The organism is Bacillus sp. LM 4-2, assembly GCF_000978495.1.
Lineage (GTDB): Bacteria > Bacillota > Bacilli > Bacillales > Bacillaceae > Bacillus > Bacillus subtilis.
Genome location: NZ_CP011101.1, coordinates 3793777 through 3813062, shown reverse-complemented (window position 1 = coordinate 3813062; position 19286 = coordinate 3793777). Strand labels below are relative to the sequence as shown.

General features: G+C 44.3%; 19 protein-coding genes and 1 other annotated feature. Of the genes, 8 read left to right on the top strand and 11 right to left on the bottom strand.

The window, feature by feature from the left end; translation table 11 throughout:
- Positions 1-8: 8 nt before the first annotated feature.
- The 5 genes from dltD to bslm_RS18960 are packed head-to-tail and all read right to left on the bottom strand — an operon-like array spanning position 9 to position 4302.
- Complete coding sequence (gene dltD, locus bslm_RS18980; protein ID WP_003227323.1) at positions 9-1187, bottom strand: D-alanyl-lipoteichoic acid biosynthesis protein DltD; 1179 nt, start codon at positions 1185-1187, stop codon at positions 9-11.
- Positions 1187-1423, bottom strand: a complete 237-nt coding sequence (gene dltC / locus bslm_RS18975; protein ID WP_003227325.1) for a D-alanine--poly(phosphoribitol) ligase subunit DltC — start codon at positions 1421-1423, stop codon at positions 1187-1189. Before dltC ends, dltD begins: the two co-directional genes overlap by 1 nt.
- A gap of 16 nt (positions 1424-1439) precedes the next feature.
- Complete coding sequence (dltB, locus tag bslm_RS18970; protein WP_046381433.1) at positions 1440-2627, bottom strand: D-alanyl-lipoteichoic acid biosynthesis protein DltB; 1188 nt, start codon at positions 2625-2627, stop codon at positions 1440-1442.
- On the bottom strand, positions 2624-4135 hold the full coding sequence (gene dltA, locus bslm_RS18965; protein ID WP_041054155.1) for a D-alanine--poly(phosphoribitol) ligase subunit DltA: 1512 nt from the start codon (positions 4133-4135) through the stop codon (positions 2624-2626). The genes dltB and dltA overlap by 4 nt, the downstream gene beginning before the upstream one ends.
- Positions 4136-4152: 17 nt before the next feature.
- Positions 4153-4302 carry a teichoic acid D-Ala incorporation-associated protein DltX gene (locus bslm_RS18960; protein ID WP_003227330.1) on the bottom strand — a complete coding sequence of 50 codons (150 nt, stop codon included), beginning with the start codon at positions 4300-4302 and terminating at the stop codon, positions 4153-4155.
- A 149-nt stretch (positions 4303-4451) separates the two neighbouring features.
- Between bslm_RS18960 and bslm_RS21495 the strand changes: the two genes are divergently transcribed.
- The 6 genes from bslm_RS21495 to bslm_RS18935 all read left to right on the top strand — a co-directional run bounded on the left by bslm_RS21495 (position 4452) and on the right by bslm_RS18935 (position 9078).
- Complete coding sequence (locus bslm_RS21495; protein WP_003227332.1) at positions 4452-4586, top strand: hypothetical protein; 135 nt, start codon at positions 4452-4454, stop codon at positions 4584-4586.
- Between the two features lie 162 nt (positions 4587-4748).
- Positions 4749-5684, top strand: coding sequence for a 1,4-dihydroxy-2-naphthoate polyprenyltransferase (locus tag bslm_RS18955; protein ID WP_015714937.1), 936 nt, complete (start codon positions 4749-4751; stop codon positions 5682-5684).
- A 141-nt stretch (positions 5685-5825) separates the two neighbouring features.
- On the top strand, positions 5826-6458 hold the full coding sequence (gene ywaC, locus bslm_RS18950) for a GTP pyrophosphokinase YwaC (protein WP_003244564.1): 633 nt from the start codon (positions 5826-5828) through the stop codon (positions 6456-6458).
- Between the two features lie 129 nt (positions 6459-6587).
- Complete coding sequence (locus bslm_RS18945; RefSeq protein ID WP_046381432.1) at positions 6588-7781, top strand: MFS transporter; 1194 nt, start codon at positions 6588-6590, stop codon at positions 7779-7781.
- A 6-nt stretch (positions 7782-7787) separates the two neighbouring features.
- Complete coding sequence (locus tag bslm_RS18940; protein ID WP_033882888.1) at positions 7788-8171, top strand: carboxymuconolactone decarboxylase family protein; 384 nt, start codon at positions 7788-7790, stop codon at positions 8169-8171.
- Between the two features lie 67 nt (positions 8172-8238).
- The gene (locus bslm_RS18935; RefSeq protein WP_046381431.1) at positions 8239-9078 is read left to right on the top strand and encodes a helix-turn-helix transcriptional regulator; all 840 of its coding nucleotides are present in this window, start codon (positions 8239-8241) and stop codon (positions 9076-9078) included.
- Positions 9079-9125: 47 nt separating this feature from the next.
- On the opposite strand, the gene ywaD is transcribed toward bslm_RS18935, so the two are convergent.
- From ywaD to ywaE, 3 genes are all read right to left on the bottom strand, one after another.
- Entirely contained in the window at positions 9126-10493 is a 1368-nt protein-coding gene (gene ywaD, locus bslm_RS18930; protein ID WP_046381430.1) for an aminopeptidase YwaD, read from the bottom strand.
- Between the two features lie 155 nt (positions 10494-10648).
- Positions 10649-11890 carry a tyrosine--tRNA ligase gene (gene tyrS, locus bslm_RS18925; protein WP_080480990.1) on the bottom strand — a complete coding sequence of 414 codons (1242 nt, stop codon included), beginning with the start codon at positions 11888-11890 and terminating at the stop codon, positions 10649-10651.
- Between the two features lie 41 nt (positions 11891-11931).
- Positions 11932-12146, bottom strand: a binding site (T-box leader).
- Positions 12141-12656 carry a tyrZ transcriptional regulator YwaE gene (ywaE, locus tag bslm_RS18920; protein ID WP_046381428.1) on the bottom strand — a complete coding sequence of 172 codons (516 nt, stop codon included), beginning with the start codon at positions 12654-12656 and terminating at the stop codon, positions 12141-12143. Its footprint overlaps the feature before it by 6 nt.
- A gap of 150 nt (positions 12657-12806) precedes the next feature.
- Between ywaE and bslm_RS18915 the strand changes: the two genes are divergently transcribed.
- Together bslm_RS18915 and bslm_RS18910 are read left to right on the top strand one after the other, a co-directional pair.
- Entirely contained in the window at positions 12807-13520 is a 714-nt protein-coding gene (locus bslm_RS18915; protein ID WP_033882895.1) for a YwaF family protein, read from the top strand.
- 109 nt (positions 13521-13629) lie between these two features.
- The gene (locus tag bslm_RS18910) at positions 13630-14490 is read left to right on the top strand and encodes a glycosyltransferase family 8 protein (RefSeq protein ID WP_015714932.1); all 861 of its coding nucleotides are present in this window, start codon (positions 13630-13632) and stop codon (positions 14488-14490) included.
- A gap of 52 nt (positions 14491-14542) precedes the next feature.
- Here bslm_RS18910 and sacY read toward each other — a convergent pair whose 3' ends face one another.
- From sacY to epr, 3 genes are all read right to left on the bottom strand, one after another.
- Positions 14543-15385, bottom strand: a complete 843-nt coding sequence (sacY, locus tag bslm_RS18905) for a transcription antiterminator SacY (RefSeq protein WP_046381427.1) — start codon at positions 15383-15385, stop codon at positions 14543-14545.
- Positions 15386-15438: 53 nt separating this feature from the next.
- Complete coding sequence (gene sacX / locus bslm_RS18900) at positions 15439-16818, bottom strand: SacY negative regulator SacX (protein WP_046381426.1); 1380 nt, start codon at positions 16816-16818, stop codon at positions 15439-15441.
- A gap of 426 nt (positions 16819-17244) precedes the next feature.
- On the bottom strand, positions 17245-19182 hold the full coding sequence (gene epr / locus bslm_RS18895; protein ID WP_046381425.1) for a minor protease Epr: 1938 nt from the start codon (positions 19180-19182) through the stop codon (positions 17245-17247).
- Between the last annotated feature and the right edge of the window lie 104 nt (positions 19183-19286).

Below are 19286 nucleotides of genomic sequence, written 5' to 3'. Positions count from 1 at the left end.
TGAGATGCTCAGGATGAAGTGACTTTTCCGGTTTTATAAAATTCGTCAATTGCTTTATCGACATACACCCAGCCTTTCCAGCCGATGTGAATGGTGTCTTTCATGAAATACGGGTCATATTCATGCCCTGAGAAATCAGCAACCTGGAAGCCCTTCGCTCTGATTTGTTTATTTACCTTTTTGTAATAGTCAGTGCGTCCTTTTTTCGGGAAGCCCGTGTAATCGTACCATTTCCCGTTAACAGGAATGGTGACAAACATAGGCTCTGCGCCCGCATCCTTCAGGATATCGAGCATCATTTCAAAGTCGCCATATTCCGGTGACACCGCATACGATCTTCCTTTGTTTTTCCCTTTCAGCTTAGGCACTTTCGGCTTCAGCTTTTTATAGACAGGGTTGTCGATGTGAAAATCGTTAGAACCGGAGTGGCGTTTGCCTGATTGATCCGCTAGTTTATTCAATTCAGACCATGACTTATCCTTTACTGACTGCGAGATATAGCGCTTTGGCCCGGATGATTCTGTCGTTGAATAATACAGATCTTTCTTTTCCAGCATGCTGTAATACACTTTCGCCGCCGGCTTCAGCGCGTTCACTTTCCACGTCTGACCGTTTACCATTGCTTTGTACAGCTCAGAAAGAATGGCATCGTTTTGCACAGCCTTAAAGCGAAGCATGCGTTTCATCATTTTCTTTTTAATTTCAGGATCGATCTGATCGTTAAATGCCAAATCAAGCCCTTGCAGCGCAGAATAGTTCGGCGCGAAATGCTGTTCATCAGACCCGCGCTTAATAAACCATTGCGGAGACACGATGAATACGATTTTTTTGCCCTTCAGCTGATCCATATGGGCAGCGAAGTTTAAAGAATGAATCAATGACTGGGATCCGCCTTTGCCGACAAGGTATGGCGTGAATCCCTCATTGTTTACCTGAAAATAATTAGATGGGTGGAACTCGTCCAGCCGAGAAAGCTCAGAAGACCCGTAAATCGGAAGATATGTCGGATCTTTGAGCATCTGATCTTGTAAATATAGCCCTTGAAACATACTCGGATTCAAGGCTGTTGCTGACTCTTTCACACGCTTATCGGTGATGAAGCCTGTCAGCCATGAAGATGGAATTGCGATGGCGCCTGCGAATAGAATAAACGCCAAAATAATTGGACCGAAAAAACGCTTTTTCATTATTTCAACTCAGACAGCTGATTTACAATGTTGTTAGGTGTATTCCAAACGTCCCGGTCAAATTCAGTGATCGGCACTAAAATATCAAAACGGTTTTCAATCGCAAGCAGCAATTCTACTGTTCCAAAAGAATCAAGCAAACCTTCTTCAAAAATTTCAATATCAGGATTTTCCTTTACGATGTCATCCTGGCAAACCTCTGCTAAAACGTCTAATACCTCTTGTTTAAAATCCATAGCTTTCTAATCTCCTTTAATGGTGGTGATGAAATGGTTTTCCTGAGAAAATGTAAAACCCGAGGCAAACGAAATGGAATGTGATCACAATAGCGAGAATGGTTGTCCAGCGGTTGGACGGCAGCCATTTATATTTCTTATTCCACTTCTCGAAAAAGTTGTAACACGTCATCAGCACGGCGTGATAGAGGCCGTAAATGATATATTGCGGCGCGAGCCCGTGCCAAACCCCCATCAGCATAAACAGCAGGAAATACCCGATGTTTGAGACGGCCATACGGTTTTTGATCCACTTTTTCTTAGTCATCCAAAATACGAATCTCATAAACACATAATCTCTGAACCAAAATGACAGAGACATATGCCAGCGATTCCAGAAATCTTTAATATTTTTACTGATAAATGGTTTATTAAAGTTTTCTGGTGATTTAATGCCCATAATGTAGCTGACCCCGACGGCAAACATCGTGTAGCCGGCGAAATCAAAGAATAAATACATGCTGTAGCCGTACATGTACAGCAGGTTCCCAAGAATCTTATTGTGCGTGATTGCGGGAAGATTCATGATGAAGTACGTATTGATCGCGTAGCCGATAATAAATTTATACAGGAAACCGATGAAGATTTTATGGATTCCCGTATACAACAGGTCGGCGTATTCTTCTTTCGTCCAAGCCTTCTGTTCATCCTTGACGAACCGGCGGTATCTGTCGATCGGGCCGGAGGAAATCGTCGGGAAAAACAGGATGAAATACAGCAGGCGGTGCAATGGCAGCTGTTCTTTCAGCAGTCCGTCTCTTGCTTCCATAATCAGCTGAACGCCTTTAAAGGTTAAATATGAAATCCCTAAAAAGCTGATCAGGTTATGCGGCGGATGATGCGGCTGCGGGTGTGAAAGAAACGGCCATATTTTTGACAGAAATAAAGGCAGAATAGACGCGATAACAGCCCCGCAAAAGACAAAGCCACTGTTCGCTTTCTGCCGGTATGCCAGATAGCCGCTGATCAGGAGCACCTGCCATATTGTAAACAGGCACAGCGCGATGACCCCGTGTAAGTCGTGCGAAAAAATTAAAGCCAATATAATGATAGATATGAACATGTTGTATGCTTGAAATCTTTTTCCGTTTAAGCCGAGAATGATCGTCGGCAGAAGAAGAATGCCAAGCAGTATAAAGAATAAAAACGAGCTGTAAGGCGTCATACAAGAACCTCTTCGCCAATGCGTTTTCGGTCAATTTTGCCGTTAGCCGTCATTTGAATGTGATCCTGATAGATAAATTTTCTCGGGATCATATATGCCGGAAGAGAAGCGGCAAGCTCTTTTTTAATAGCGCTTGTCAGCTGGAATTCCTTCTCGAACTCATGCTCCTCAGGCACAATAGCAGCGATCAGGTACTCAACTGTTCCGTTTGGCTGATAAGGAATCACGACAGCAGAGCGAACGTACTGTGACTGTCTGACATGGAACTCGATTTCCTCCAGCTCCATTCGATAGCCGTGAAGTTTAATCTGAAAATCCAAACGTCCTTGGCAGAAAATCTGACCGTCTTGAATAAAGCCGGCATCGCCAGTTCGGTATGCCCACTGGCCTTCATGAGAGAAAAACGCTTTTTCCGTCAGCTCTGGCTCACCAAGGTAGCCTCGGCTTACACTCGGCCCTGCAATGACGATTTCTCCTTTTTCTCCATCAGGAAGCGGCTGTCCCTGTTCATCCATAATGAAAATGTTCATATCTGGTTTGGCGAAGCCCACTGGAAGCGATTCGCTGCGGCTGATGACGTCAGCCGTAATTTCAACCGATGTGACAGCCACTGTCGCTTCAGTCGGGCCGTACGTATTAAAAATCTTCGCTTTCGGAAAACGCTCAAGCAGCGCTTTTGCCACAGAAACCGGAAGAACCTCTCCGCAAAACATAAATGTGTCCGCATGAGGCAGCAGATCCTGTGAAAAACCCGGATCCATCAGGCACATTTGCACAAAGGAAGGTGTTGATGTCCACACATTCAGTCCGGACTTCTTCAGCTCTTCAAATAAGACTTTCGGCTTGTTCACAGCATCCTTTGTCACGCAATGTAAAGTCCCGCCTGATTGAAGGCACGGATATAGGTCCATGACAGACAAATCAAATGAGAACGGCGCTTGGTTTAAAAATATTTTTCCTCCGCTGACTGGAAAGTCTGCACAAATCCAGTCTGTGAAGCTTTGAAGGTTCGCAGCGGAAATCTGCACGCCTTTCGGATTTCCTGTGCTTCCGGAAGTGTAAATGATATAAAACGTTTCGTGTTCTTTGACCCATTGATCTTGGCTGACAGAGCCGCCTTCGTTTTCCAGCAGTTCTTCCGCAGAAACTGTCTGAATCTGCTGGCCGACTGCATCAATTGAGAGTCCTGCTGCATGGATCAGCAATTCTGCTCCAGAGCTTTCGATAATTTTCGCAATCCGTTCGGACGGAATAGACAGGTCAACCGGAATATAAGGATGTCCCGCTTTGACACTTCCCAAGAAGGAAACAAGCATGTGCGGCTCCATGTGGCCGTACACAAGGATAGGAGATTTCTTTTCCCCAGAAATGCGTTTTTGGATCGCGGCAGCCGCGCGGTCAGACTGCTCCCATAATTCCTGATACGTGAGCGACTGGCCTTGAGAGCGGAAGGCATCGGTTTGCGGATAAGTTTCCGCATGTGTTTGAATAGCATGTAAAAGTTTCATAGTTATTCTCTCTCCAATTAGAAATCGTTATAAATATATGAACCGGTATTCGCGGTGTGAAAACCATACATAAAAAACAAAACAAGCAGTATCATCAAATAAAAGCCTGTATGACATGTCCACTTGACAGCGGGTTTTTCATACAGCTGTTTCATTAATTGCAGCATATCAAAAATTCCCTTCCCGTTTTTTCGACAATCACATGATTATTTGACGATCAGATGCTCAAAAAGTTTCATTTTTTCCCTAATCTCCCTCAAATTAATATATCGGCGTATGTTTTTGAAAATGAATCTTTATACCTGCAAGGGCAAGAATGGAATGTTTCGAGCTGATTCATAATAAAGGAAAAGATACCTGGAGTCAAAAGATCTTTTTAACTTTTAAAAAGTGTAATGTACTTAAAAAAATTTTTCTGTACCTGTTCGTTCAAGTGAAAGCAGAAACCTAATGAAATCAGGGCGAGAAGCGTATAATAAGAAAGAAAACGCCTTCTTGCGGTATCTTGTGAAATAAGGGAGAAGTCATTATGATAGATAAGGAAGCAAAAGGAGTTTTTTATTAAGCTGCCGGCTGAAAAAAAGTAAGCCTTTTAATAGAAAGGAAGAGGAAGATGAACCAAACAAATAAGGGTGAGGGTCAGACAGCGCCGCAAAAAGAAAGCATGGGGCAGATCCTTTGGCAGTTAACCCGTCCTCATACGTTAACCGCATCGTTTGTGCCTGTGCTGCTCGGAACCGTTTTGGCGATGTTTTATGTGAAGGTTGATCTGCTGCTGTTTTTGGCTATGCTGTTTTCTTGCCTATGGATCCAGATCGCGACGAACTTATTTAATGAATATTATGATTTTAAACGCGGATTAGATACAGCAGAATCAGTCGGAATCGGAGGGGCCATTGTACGCCACGGAATGAAGCCTAAAACGATTTTGCAATTAGCTCTTGCCTCATACGGGATTGCCATTTTGCTCGGTGTCTATATTTGTGCCAGCAGCAGCTGGTGGCTTGCGCTGATCGGCCTTGTCGGCATGGCGATCGGCTACCTGTATACAGGCGGGCCGCTGCCGATTGCGTACACGCCGTTCGGTGAATTATTCTCAGGCATTTGCATGGGTTCGGTGTTTGTGCTGATTTCGTTTTTCATTCAGACAGATATGATCAACACGCAAAGCATTTTGATTTCCATCCCGATTGCGATTCTTGTCGGCGCGATTAACCTGTCGAACAACATTCGTGATATTGAAGAGGACAAAAAAGGCGGACGCAAAACATTGGCGATTTTGATGGGGCATAAGGGAGCTGTTACTCTGTTAGCTGCGTCGTTTGCCGTCGCTTATATCTGGGTTGTCGGCTTGGTTATTACCGGTGCCGCAAGCCCATGGCTGTTTGTCGTCTTTTTGAGCGTGCCTAAGCCGGTTCAGGCAGTGAAGGGCTTCGTCCAGAACGAAATGCCGATGAATATGATTGTCGCAATGAAATCAACAGCCCAAACAAATACATTTTTCGGATTCCTGCTCTCGATCGGATTATTGATCAGCTACTTCCGATAATAAAAAAGACCGCTCGTTTCGTGCGGTCTTTTTTTGTTACAATCGACCGCATTTTGTAAAAAAATTCATAGAACCTTGCAGCAGACAGGGACGTCTAGTACATGGACAGCGGATAAAGTTCCGTTAAAGGAGATGACGAACATGGATTTATCTGTAACACATATGGACGATTTAAAAACAGTAATGGAAGATTGGAAAAATGAATTATTAGTTTATAAATTTGCGCTAGATGCACTCGATACAAAGTTCTCAATTATCAGCCAGGAATATAACCTCATTCACGGACACAACCCGATTGAACATACAAAATCCCGTGTCAAAAGCTTTGAAAGCATCGTGAATAAGTTAATGAGAAAGGGCTGTGAGATTACGACGAAGGAAATGAAGGAGCATATTCACGACATTGCCGGCGTGCGCATCATCTGTTCCTTTATTTCTGACATTTATAACGTCGTGAATGTGTTGAAGCAGCATGAAGATTTGAGAATCGTAAAGGTAAAGGATTATATCCAGACACCCAAACCGAATGGCTATCGAAGCCTGCATTTAATCATTGAGATGCCTGTGAATTTAACGAACCGTGTGGAATACGTCAAAGCAGAAATTCAAATCCGGACAATCGCGATGGATTTCTGGGCGAGCCTTGAACATAAAATTTATTATAAATTGAACAATGACGTTCCTAAGCAATTAACAGATGAGCTGAAAGAAGCCGCGGAGATTGCCCATTACCTAGATGAGAAAATGCTGGGGATTAAGAAAGAAGTGGATTGATAACAAAAGCGAAGCCTGACAGGGTTTCGCTTTTTTGCTTTGCTTGCTAGTACTTTTTATACCATTATAAACTCACTTCTGTTTCCAGGATTGAACCTGCTTTATCATGCATGAAGAAAGGGGGTAAACATGAACCATTCCATTTCATTATCGAGAGGTTTGATTTTTCTTATCGCGGTGACTAGCGGGTTTACGGTAGCTAATGTCTATATCAATCAAACATTGCTCGTCAGCATGGCAGGCACGTTTCATGTGACGCCGGCACAAGCTGGGATGATTGCTACATTGGCGCAGATTGGCTATGCGGCGGGGAACCTTCTGCTTGTTCCATTGGGAGATCTTTTTGAACGCCGCCGCTTAATTGTGAGCCTGCTATTCTTAGTGGGGGTTTGTTCGGTCGCTTCAGCGTTAGCTGTAAGCTTTCCATGGCTAGTCATCACAAATTTATTATTGGGATTCTTCACGATTATTCCTCAAATCCTTGTGCCGTTTGCGGCAGGTTTAGCAAATGACAGGAACAGAGGAAAAGTACTCGGAAACGTAGCCATCGGCTTGGTTTGCGGAATTTTAGGGGCGAGAGTGGTCAGCGGGGCGATAGATGCCCATTATGGCTGGCGCGTGATGTATTGGATTGCCTGTGCAGCAGCCGTCATCATTATGTTGATCATTCACTTCTGCTTTCCGAAAAGCAAAGGGACACATGCATTTCATTACGGAAAACTCATTTCTTCATTATTTCCGCTTTTGATCAAGGAGAAAGTGTTAAGAAAAGCATGTGTAAACCAAGGCTTCATGTTCGGCGCCTTCAGTTTATTTTGGACGACGTTAGTGTTTATGGTGAGTGAACCTCCATTCTCGTTTGGCAGCCAGACTGCCGGAACAATCGGTTTGGTGGGAATTGGCGGGGCTTTTGCAACTCCGCTGATCGGCCGGATTATTGATCAAAAAGGAGTTGCTTTTTCCAACAAGCTTTGTATGTCTTTTACCTTATTGTCATTTGTTTTATTAATGGCAGGCCAGACTTCATTGATTGTGATTGTATTGGGCGCTTTATTCATCACCATGGGCATTCAGGCGAATCAGGTGGCGTGTCAGGCGGAGATTTTCCAATTGTCGGCTGAAATGAGAAGCAGATTGAATGGCATCTTTATGGTCAGCACGTTTTTAGGCGGCGCCTTGGGATCGTATGCAGGGGGTGCAGTCTGGATGCTGTTTCATTGGAACGGTGTTTGTATTCTGGGGATGATCATGGTCGGTATTGCCTTCAGTTCAAGGATTACCATAAATCGTACTACTAAAAAAGCGATATTGGAAGGGAGATAGAAGCTGGTGCGAACAAGTGAACATTATAAAAAAGGGTTAGATATTCTGAAACAAATTGATGAGGAGAACTATGAAGCGATCGTGGGCAATTTTAAACATTCCATCGCTCCGGACCTTGGTGTGCTTGCCGTGGAGTTTAACTACGGTCAGATTTTTTCAAGACCAGGTCTTGATCTGAAATCCAGATTATTAGCAACCGTTGCTGGATTGACTGCATTGGGCAATACCCAGCAGCTAAAATTCTATATTAACGGAGCCCTGAATGTCGGATGGACACAAGAAGAACTCATAGAAGTCATGATGCAGATGATTATTTACTCAGGTTTCCCGAATGCACTGAATACCATTCTTCCTGTGGCCGCGGAAGTATTTGCAGAACGAAACAAATAATATAAAAACCTTCTCCTTTTTATGTAGAATACTAATAGGAAATTCTATGCAGAAGGAGAGTGTGTATGTGGACAGTATGGCAGAAAAACGGAAAGAGCTAGGGGAGTTTTTAAAACTGAAAAGGGCACAGCTTTCTCCGCAAGAGTTTGGATTGCCTATGGGCACCAGAAGGAAAACAACAGGCTTGAGAAGAGAGGAATTGGCCCAGCTGTCCGGTATAGGTGTCACATGGTACACATGGCTGGAGCAGGGAAGGGATATTCGGGTATCGACACAGGTACTGGAAAGCATATCGAGAGTGCTCAAATTGAATTATGAGGAAAAACGTCATGTCTTTCTGTTGGCTGGCCATCATGTTCCTTTAGATGATCAGGATGAAGATAATAAGAGCCTTCCTCTGGCTGTGCGGCACTTTATTGATCATTTAACCAATTGCCCTGTTTATGTGACTGACGAAAAGTGGGACGTTATTGCTTGGAACACACCAGCTTGTGCTGTGTTCGGCAATTTTGGCCAAATGGGCAGTAAGGAAAGGAATGCCATATGGCGATGTTTCACCTCGAAGGAGTATCGGGATCTGCTTGACGACTGGGAAAGCCACGCCAAAAAACTTATCGCACAGTTTCGATCGACAGCCAGCCGGTTTCTTGGGGAAGCATGGATAAAAGAGCTGATCGATGAGTTAACTGAAAGAAGCCCGGAATTTAAAAAGTGGTGGAACCACCACGAAGTATTAGGCACACACGCAGGAGAAAAAGTACTTCATCACCCGGCAGCCGGAACAATGGTGATGGAGCATATGACATTACAAATATATGACTCTCCTGATTTGAAACTGACCATTTATCGCCCGTTAGAAAAAGAAAATACAGTTGATAAACTGAAAGCTTTACTTATAGACGGCTAAACAGCTGATTATTATAAAAAAAGACGGCAACCAAGTGCCGTCTTTTTTTATTTGATATTTTCAAAAATGTCAGATGCTTTGGCTTTCATTTGTTTCTTAATGGTTTTTGGTTTCTTCTCTCTTTTCACAGCCTCATAGACTGCGGCTGTCACAAGATCGCCTGCTTGCTGGAGGCGTTCTTTGCTGATATGTTCGATCGAGTCTTCAGGGGTATGATACCACGGCTCAACTTCTTCTGTTTCCGGGTCTCCCCAAATAAAGTTGGCGGAATCAATGCCGGCTTCGTGGAATGGCACATGATCAGATGATCCTCCCTGTGTCAGAGACAGGCTGTCAAATCCAATTTTTTCAGCAGCCGTATGACTGGATTCCCAAACATAGTTAGATTGGCCATCCAATGTGTTGACATACAGCTCAGACGCTTTTTCCCAGCTTGTGCCTACCATGTCTAAGTTGAAGTTCACTTCACTTCGTTTCAGCTCTTTTTCCGATAGATGATCTACATAGTGAGAGGAGCCGAGCAGGCCGAGCTCTTCGGCGCCGAAAGCGATAAAGCGGATTTCTTTATCAGATGGAACGCTTTTTAAGACACGCGCCATCTCCAGCATAACAGAGGTTCCTGAGCCGTTGTCATTTGCCCCGGGTGAAAAAGGAACACTGTCGTAATGGGCCGTCACGTACACAATGTCTGGATGTTTGATGTTCTTTGGTTTTTTGATTCCGATGATATTCTGGGAGGTTTGGTTTGTGAATGCTTTTAGTTTTAAGGTGGCTTCTTTTTGCTGGGTAAGTGCTTCGCCGTCTTCTTTCTTAATGCCGACGACCGGAATGCCGACTTTATTTCCCGACAGGTTTGGCGTCATAGGCACGAGGCTTTCTTTGTTGTTATAAATGATGACAGCTTTTGCTCCGGCGGCTTCGGCATTTTTGGCTTTCTCGTAATAAGTCAGGTCTCCTCTGGAAATTAAGGCAATTTTGCCCTTGGCGTCAGCGGTAAAGTCCTTTTGATTGCCCAATCCCGCATTGTAAAGCGGGGCCGTCAGTCCTTGTTCCTCAGTCGGAGCTGAGCCGGACGCCGCTTGGAGGAGAATATCGCGTCCTGCTGAAGACAGTGTTCCCTCAAGCCGGTCAGGAATGTTGAATCGTTGAACCTTCACATCAAGCTTTAATTTTCTCATTGATGAGGCGATCAATAGGGCACTCTTTTTTTCAGCTGCAGTTCCGGCTATTCTGGGGCCGATTGCTTCACTTAGCTGAGAAATGGTAGAGTACGCATGTTTTGCTTTGAATGGAAGCTCGCGCTCGCTATTTGATATTTGTACAGCGTGCGCGGCAGGGGTGACACTCTGTGCCGGCAAGAGCAGTGTGCCGGCAGTTAAAACAGCCATCGTCATGACAGTCAAAAGCTTTTTCATCAAAAATAAACCTCCCCTAAATGTATGGTTGGGGAATATTTCGGGATGCTAAAGGAGTTTCCTGCAAGATGGAGAGCGTTTTTGAAAAGACAGTGCTTTATACCTGCAAAAAAACGCTTATGAATGAAGGGTCATAAGCGTTTCGGAATATCAGACTATTGGAGCTTTAAAAACTTGCGTTTGCCGACTTGGATGATCATATTCTCTCTTATCTCTGCTTTGGTCTGAACATCTGTTATTTTCTCTCCGTCGATGCGTACACCTCCGTTTTGAATCATGCGGCGCGCCTCGCTCTTCGAAGAAAGGAGCTTTAGCTTGACGAGCAGATCAATCATCGCTATCGTTTTTTCGCCTTTCCAGTTTACGGCCGGTATATCTTCCGGCAGGCTGTTTTCCTGAAAGACTGTCTTAAACGAGTGTTCGGCAGCTTCTGCTGCTTTCTCTCCGTGATACATTCGGACGATTGTTTTGGCTAAAAGCATTTTGGCATCACGCGGATGAACGGCGCCGGTTTCTAAGTCTTTTACGAGCTGTTTTTTCTCTTCAAGCTCTAAGTCTGTCGCCAAGTGGATGTATTTTTTCATCAGGCTGTCGGGCAGTGACATCGTTTTTCCGTACATGTCGTTTGGATGTTCGTTAATGCCAATGTAGTTGTGTTTCGACTTCGACATTTTCTCGACGCCATCCAAGCCTTCCAAGAGCGGCATAAGGATAACGACTTGTTTTTCTTTGTTGTATCGTTCTTGAAAATGCCGCCCCATGAGGACATTGAAATGCTGATCCGTTCCGCCTAATTCAATATCACTTTCGAGAACGACAGAATCATATCCCTGCATCAATGGGTAAAAGAATTCATGCAGTGAGATTTGTTTTTGCATGGCGATGCGTTCTTCAAAGTCGTCGCGCTCCATCAGGCGGGCTACCGTTATTTTCCCTGCTAATTCAATGACATCTTCCAGATTCAATGTTTTCAGCCATTTTGAGTTATAGTGAAGCTCGACTTTTTCTGGATCAAGAACTTTTCCGAATTGCTCAAAGTAGGTTTTGGCATTGTGCTGAACTTCTTCATCAGTCAGTTGCTTTCTGGCTGCCGATTTTCCGGTCGGATCACCAATTTTTCCTGTGAAATCCCCAATTAACAGCTGGACAATGTGGCCGTTTTCTTGAAATTGGCGAAGCTTATTTAACACAACCGTATGGCCCAAATGTACATCCGGTGCAGACGGATCTAATCCGAGCTTAATTTTAAGCGGCGTGCCTGTGGAAATTGATTTCACGAGCTTTGCCTTTAATTCCTCCGGCGGTATGACTTCGTGGGCGCCTGTCATGTATAGCTGTAGCTGTCTTTCTACCTCTTTTTGCTGTGATGCTGTGAGCTGCTCAAATGTTATCATCATTTTTCCTCCTTTTTTACAAACACAAAAAAGAGCCCATCCCGATAAGGGACGTGGCTCAATGCACGCGGTACCACCCTGGTTGAAGACATCGTCTTCCGCTCATTCGAATAACGGTTTCCCGTTCTTTGCTACCTTTAAGGTTCACAAAGAAAGCTCGGGGAGGTAATTCACGTTTGCTGTGTGCCGGCTCGCACCTTCCGCCGGCTCTCTGAAACAGGGAGACAAACCGCTACTGGATTCCCGTCAAAGCTTATGTTGTATGAAGATTGTCAGCTACCTTTCTAAGCAGCCCTGTCAATATTTTCTGTTCGTCCTTCGTCATTCCCGCAATGAGCTCTGTTTCCCCTTTGTGAAACTCCGGGTAGAGTTCTTCGATCGCTTGTTTGCCGGAATCGGTGATAGAGACAAACACGAGTCGCCGATCTCTTGTGTCGATGCTTTTACGGCAAAAACTCTTTTTTTCGAGCGTTTTGATCACGTTGCTTGCTGTAGCTGTAGATATCCCTGACAGCTCAGCGATTTTTCTCGTTTCGAGCGCTCCCCATACCCATAGATCATAAAGAATGGAGAAAGCGGTCCAAGAAAGGTTATAGGAAGAAAGAACCTCAGTCTCCATTTTGACACGGAGCCTTTGTGCAGACCGATACAGATTCGTAGCGATCGAAATGGCTTCCAGGCTAAGTGACTCGATGGGCATTTGTTTGAGCTTAGAAAGTGTATCGTGTTCTTCCTTCCGAAGCTGCTGATGTTGATGTGAACGTTCCATTTTTTAGGCCTGCCTTAAATTATCAGAATCATTAGCTATGAAACGAATTGTAGCAGAGTCTGGTGTGAACTTCAAGCCCATATATCGGTTGAATAAAAAAAGCCCAAACAACGCCAAAATAAACAAAAAACCGCAAACGGGGGTGCAGTTTTGCAAAAATATGTTCAATCCGTCTATAAACATGATCCGTTTCATCTATTTTCGACAGAGCATGTAGTGACGTTAGCGATTATCGCCCTTTTGGCCATTCTGTTGTTTTTGTTCCAAGAGAGGGTCAAGCAGCCGAGGGCCAGCCGGTTTTTGCGTTCTCTGTTTGTGTTTCTTTTGCTTGGTTCGCAAATCGGCTATCAAATATGGATGGTCGCCACGGGCAGGTGGTCGGTGCGCACTTCATTGCCTCTCCAGCTTAGTGACCTGTCGGTGTATTTGTCAGCTATTATGTTAGTGACAAAAAGCAGAAAGCTGTTTGTATTTTTGTTTTTTGTCGGCGTCGGCAGTTCGATTCAGGCTCTTGCCACTCCTGACCTCGGTATGTTTTCATTTCCGCATATACGATATATCCTCTTTTTTATTTCTCACGGATCTGTGTTTTTATCTTGTCTGCTGATGGCTGTGATTGGCACCTACAGAATGGGCCAGCGCTCATTATGGGTGACAGTCCTGCTTGTTAATGTGTACGGCGTCTGTATTTTCCTGATTGATCGCTGGCTTGGCGCAAATTATATGTATTTGACGAAAAAACCGGGCGGATCCTCTCTCTTAGATGTTCTCGGACCATGGCCGTGGTATATCGTCTCGGCTGAAGCCATCACAATCGCAAGCTTTTTCATTCTTTATTGGCTTTATCGCATCTTCAAAAAATGACACCTTTTTTGTTGTATCACACATTCTGTTTAAAAAAATGTCGGAGAACGTGTTTATTTTTTTGAAAAAGGGTATGTAACTTGTACAACAAAAAGGGAGATGAATACCATTGAGGAAAGATGAAATCATGCATATCGTATCATGCGCAGATGATAATTATGCTCGTCATTTAGGTGGGATGTTCGTTTCTTTATTGACTAACATGGATCAGGAGAGAGAGGTAAAATTATACGTCATTGATGGCGGAATTAAGCCTGATAACAAAAAAAGACTGGAAGAAACCACTTTGAAATTCGGAGTGCCGATTGAGTTTTTAGAAGTGGATACCAAAATGTATGAACATGCGGTAGAGAGCAGCCATATTACAAAAGCCGCGTATTACCGCATTTCGATTCCCGACTTAATTAAGGATGAAAGCATCAAACGAATGATTTACATCGATTGCGATGCGCTTGTCCTAGAGGATATTTCTAAGCTATGGGACTTAGACATTGCGCCATACACCGTAGCCGCTGTTGAGGATGCGGGGCAGCATGAACGCCTGAAAGAAATGAACGTCACTGATACAGGGAAGTATTTTAACTCAGGTATCATGATTATTGATTTTGAGTCTTGGAGAAAGCAAAACATCACAGAAAAAGTCATCAACTTTATCAATGAACACCCAGACGAAGACTTTCTTGTGCTGCATGACCAAGATGCACTGAATGCGATCTTGTATGATCAGTGGTATGAACTTCATCCGCGCTGGAACGCTCAAACCTATATTATGTTAAAGCTGAAAACCCCATCGACTCTGTTAGGGCGGAAGCAATATAATGAAACAAGAGAAAACCCGGCAATCGTGCACTTCTGCGGCGGAGAAAAGCCTTGGAACTCCAATACAAAACATCCGTATCGCGATGAGTATTTCCATTACATGTCCTATACGAAGTGGAATACGATTGGGAATCCGGCGATCAACCAATAATACAGATATAAAAAAACGCTTTTGAGATGATCAAAAGCGTTTTTTGTTTGTCTCAGCGTGCGACTGACCGTTGGTAGAACCGCTGAATATGCATGGCGATGTAGCACAATTCTTTTTCAGGAAATTCAAAGCCGTATTCCTTCTTCACAAAGGTGCCGATGCTTAGGGCACACAGGAAGGCATCCTTAAACTTCTCTTTAATGATGTCGATCATTTCTGCGTCCAGCTCGTAAATGGATTCGCCTGCTTTGATATGCTGAATGGCAAAGCGGAGATGGGTCACAAGCCGTTCATAAGAGATGGTATCTTCAACGATATTAATAGACAGTTGAATTTCGATAATCTCGATAATATCACGGATCATTGTTGTAATATCAAGCGTTTGTGTCATATCGCCGGCATTGTTTCTTGCTGTGTGGATATGCATGGCGATATTGCCGATTTCATCATCAGGAATGTGAATCCCCAGTTTATCTTTAATCAGTGTTCTGGCCCATAAGCCGATCTGGAACTCCTTTGGATAAAGGACTTTGATTTCATTCAGCAGCGGATTTTTGATAACCATCCCATTGCTCAGGCGTTCAATTGCAAAAGAAAGATGGTCTGAAAAAGCGACATGAATGCGCTCGTTGATTTTGATGTTCAGCTCTTTTTCGGCATGAGAGATAATTTGCTCAGAAATCTGAATGTGGTCTTCAGGCAATGTTTCTAAAATCTCTTCGAACTGCTTATAGTCAGCTGTATCTTTTCTGATAAAGGTTTTTTCTATTTTTGACGGATCGACAATATCATTCTTCTTTTTGTTAAACGCAATTCCTGCACCCAAGAGAATCTTCTCTTCATTTTGATCTTTTACGACGATAGCATTATGATTTAAGATTCTTTTAATTTTCATAGCTTTTTTGTCCTTTCATCCCCCGTTTTATGAATGAAAACGAATAAATCCAGTTATTCTGTCTCTTCTTTAAACCCGAGAAACAATGTAGCTATAAAAGCAGAGACGGCTGCGATCAAGAAACCGATCATATAATGAACAAAATTCGCGGCGCCAAACGGCAGCACAATTGAAATCATCGGAATGCCTGTCAGCCCGTAGGAATTTGCCACAACTTGTACCGCAACCACGTATGCTCCGCCAATAGCACCGCCGATGGCTGCTCCGATAAAGGGACGGATCAATTTGAGATTTACCCCGAATACAATCGGCTCAACAATGCCTAAAAACGCGGTCAGAGAAGCGGGGAGCGCAATTTTCTTCAGGCTTGATTGTTTCGTTTTGAGGAATACCGCAAGCCCCGCTCCGCCTTGGGCCACATTCGCCATCGACCATATCGGCACTAAAAAGTTGACACCGACATGCGGATTAGCAAGCAGCGTTGCCTCAATTGCATAAAAGCTATGATGCAATCCAGATAGGACGATGGTGGAGTAGATGCCGCCGAAAAGGGCTCCGGCGGCAATGCCGGCGTGATCATAAATATAGACGATCGATTGTGTCATGATCTGGCCGATGATGGACGCGGCGGGATTCATCACAATCAGTGCGAGGCATCCTGTCACCATGACCGTAATAAAGGGAATGATCACGACATCAAGCGACTTCGGCACAATCGATTTTAATAGCTTCTCAATTTTGCTCATGACAAAAACGGAAAGAAGAATCGGTATCATGGAACCCTGATAGCCCATCATTGGGATATGAAGCCCCCATATGTCTAAGGAAGACGGGGTTTTGCTGCCGAGCATAGACGGGTCCAGCAGATCAGGATGCGTCAAAAGCCCTGCAATCACTGCCCCTAGGTATGGGTTGCTGCCAAATTGCCGTGCAGCACTGAAGCCAACTAAAATCGGCAGTAAAATAAAGGCTGTGCTGGACACGAGGTCGAGCATTTTAATCCATGGGCTGCCGGCAGCGAACCAGTGAAACACTTTTATCATGCCGATCAGCCCCATGAGCAGGCCGCTTGCTGTTATTGCCGGAATAATCGGCACAAAAATATCAGATAGTGTTTTCGCAAAAGCTGCGGCAGGGTTCAGCTTCCGGCTGGCTTTTTTCTGGTGGACAGGCTCTTCAGAAGGCGCGGTCTCCCATTCATGAACGACTTCTTTATATATTTTGTTGACGACGCCTGCTCCGAAGATAATCTGGAAAAGCCCATAGCGGAAAAAGGTGCCCTGCACACCTTGCAGGTTCTCAATGGCATGTATATCAATTTTCGTCTCGTCCTTTACATCAAAACGAAGACGGGTCGTACAATGGCTGATGCTAATAATATTGTTTTTTCCTCCTGCGAGCAGCAATAATTCTTTTGCAATCTCTTTCTGCAAGCAATCAAAACCTCCTTTGCTGAAGAAAAGTCGGCTTGTTCATCGTATCAAATGAAAAGTTGACAATCAAAATGAAAAAAGTGAGAAATACCGGCTGAAAATGACAAAAATGCTCGCGTCGACGACGGAGCATGAGAATAGGGGTTGTCCAAGGCGCCGTTATGAGCCCAACACGAAAAGAAGAGTTAAAATGCCCTGCTTTTTAGGCACTAATACTCCCTTTGCATCATTGGGTCTTGCCTGCCTGCCCAGTCACAATCCCGCCATATGTGGTGATAACTGTAATAACGTTCATTTTATGCTGTTCATGGCTGTATAGCAATAGTATGAAAAGCCTGTACAATGGATGGGAAAAAGGTTGTGTGTGATGTTCTTAGAATGTAAAAAACCTTTAAGACCTGGAATGCAAGTCTTAAAGGTTTTTGGTTACTTTTTCGGTTCGACGGCGTTCAGCCGTTTTTGCAGCTTTGTTTTTTCATGGGATGCTTTTAATTGATTCACTGCAGACTGAGCGGATGTCTTTGATTTCTTTGTTTTGTCTTTTTCCGCTTTCTTCACTTTTGCCTTTGCAGTTTCCACTTTTTTTGCTTCAGCCGCCGCCACCTTTTTCTTCACTTTGTCTAACCGTTTTTGCAATGCCATTTTGTCCTTGCCTGCTTGAAGCTGATTGACGGCTGATTGTGCTTTTGCCGCATTTGCATCAGTTGATTTCTTTTCAGCCGCAGATACGGATTGCTGTGCCGTCTTCAAATTGGTGCTCTTCACTTTGTTAAGGCGTTTCTGCAGGGACGTTTTTTCTGAACTTGCAGGCAGCTTGCCAATTGCTGATTGTGCGCTGTCCACATCTGTTTTCTTTTTGCTTTTTTCCGCTTTCGCAACTTTGTCTTTCGCTTGCTTTGACGCGATGTAGCGTTTTACTTGGTCTAAGCGTTTTTGAAGGTTCTTTTTGTCTGTTCCGTTTGGCAGCTTGTTGATGGCAGTTTCTGCTGTATCAACGGTTTGCTGTGTTTTATATTTTTCTGCCTTTGCGACTTTGTCTTTCGCATCTTTTACATTTCTGTATGACTGTACTTTATCCAGTCTTTTTTGCAGGGCAGTTTTGGCGTCGGAGCCCGGCAGCTGGCTGATGAGTTCTCGCGCTTTGTTGATATCGGTTTGTGCTTTTGTTTGTTCCGCTTTTTTCACCGCTTGCTCTGCTGCCGCGTACGCTGAATCTGTTGCCTGTGCTTTATATTGGATTAAGCCGTAGCCAAATTGCTGATCGCGGCCTGCGGTACCAAGATCAACGATATTTCTCCGCATTTCCTCGCGAAGCTGGACGTTTGTCTCGGCAGGATCACGCTGTTTTAACAAGGCAAACATGGCAGCGGCGTGCGGTGTCGCTTGGGATGTTCCGCTTCCCGTTGCATAATACTGGTTTAAGTAAGTGCTTGTGATGTTTGTCCCCGGCGCTGAAAATTCAACTTCATCTCCAGTTGTTGAGAAGGAGGCAAGCTGATTCTTTTCGTTTGTTGCTGAAACAGCAACGACACTGCTGTATGCCGCCGGATAATTCACTGGCTTGCCGTTTCCGTCGTTACCGCTTGCGGCAACAAGCAGAACACCTTGTTCATATGCTTTGTCCACGGCGTCATGAAGGATTTTGCTGTCTGACGTCGTGCCAAGGCTCATATTGACGATGTCCATCCCGTTTGCGATCGACCAGTCAATTCCTTGGAGAAGACTTTGAAGATCCCCCGAGCCGTTCTGATCAAGCGCTTTAACCGCGTATATTTGTGCTTCCGGTGCGATGCCGTCAATTCCGTAGCCGTTATGCTTGGCTCCGATAATCCCTGCGACATGTGTTCCGTGGCCGTTATCATCTTTGTAAGAAGAGGTATAACTGACAGCTGAATACCCGCCGGCAATCGACAGGTCATCGTGGGGGGAGATCCCGCTGTCAATGACGGCAATTTTGATATTTTTTCCTGTCAGTCCTGCCTTCCAAGCCTGTTTCACCTGAATGGGCTCAAGGTTCCATTGCTCAAAGTTGTCAGAGGTGTCAGTGCCGTCTGACAGCACTTTGAAATCCGTGCTGTCTGCTGCGGTAAATGATACGTTGTTTTCTACATACAAAATATCAGGATCCTGCTTTAATTCTTTTACTGTCTCCTGGTCTGCTGTGACCGCTACCGCGGGAAGATGTTTATACTGCTGTTCAACATCAGCATCACTGTCCAGGATGGTTTCCTTACCGTCCTTGTTTTTATAAACCACAATAACCTCTTTCTCGCTGCTGTTTTGCGCATGAGCGAGAGGGCCTATGGTGAGAAAACTGAAAAACAGAGTGACTGATACAACAAGTTTGCAAGACATGTTTTTCATGGTTCATCTCCTTTTTCTATGATGTTTGATATATATATCGGAGAAAAAAAGAGAGATTAATAGTAAGAAGGGAAAAATTTTTCATGGGCAGGGTTGTTTAGCAA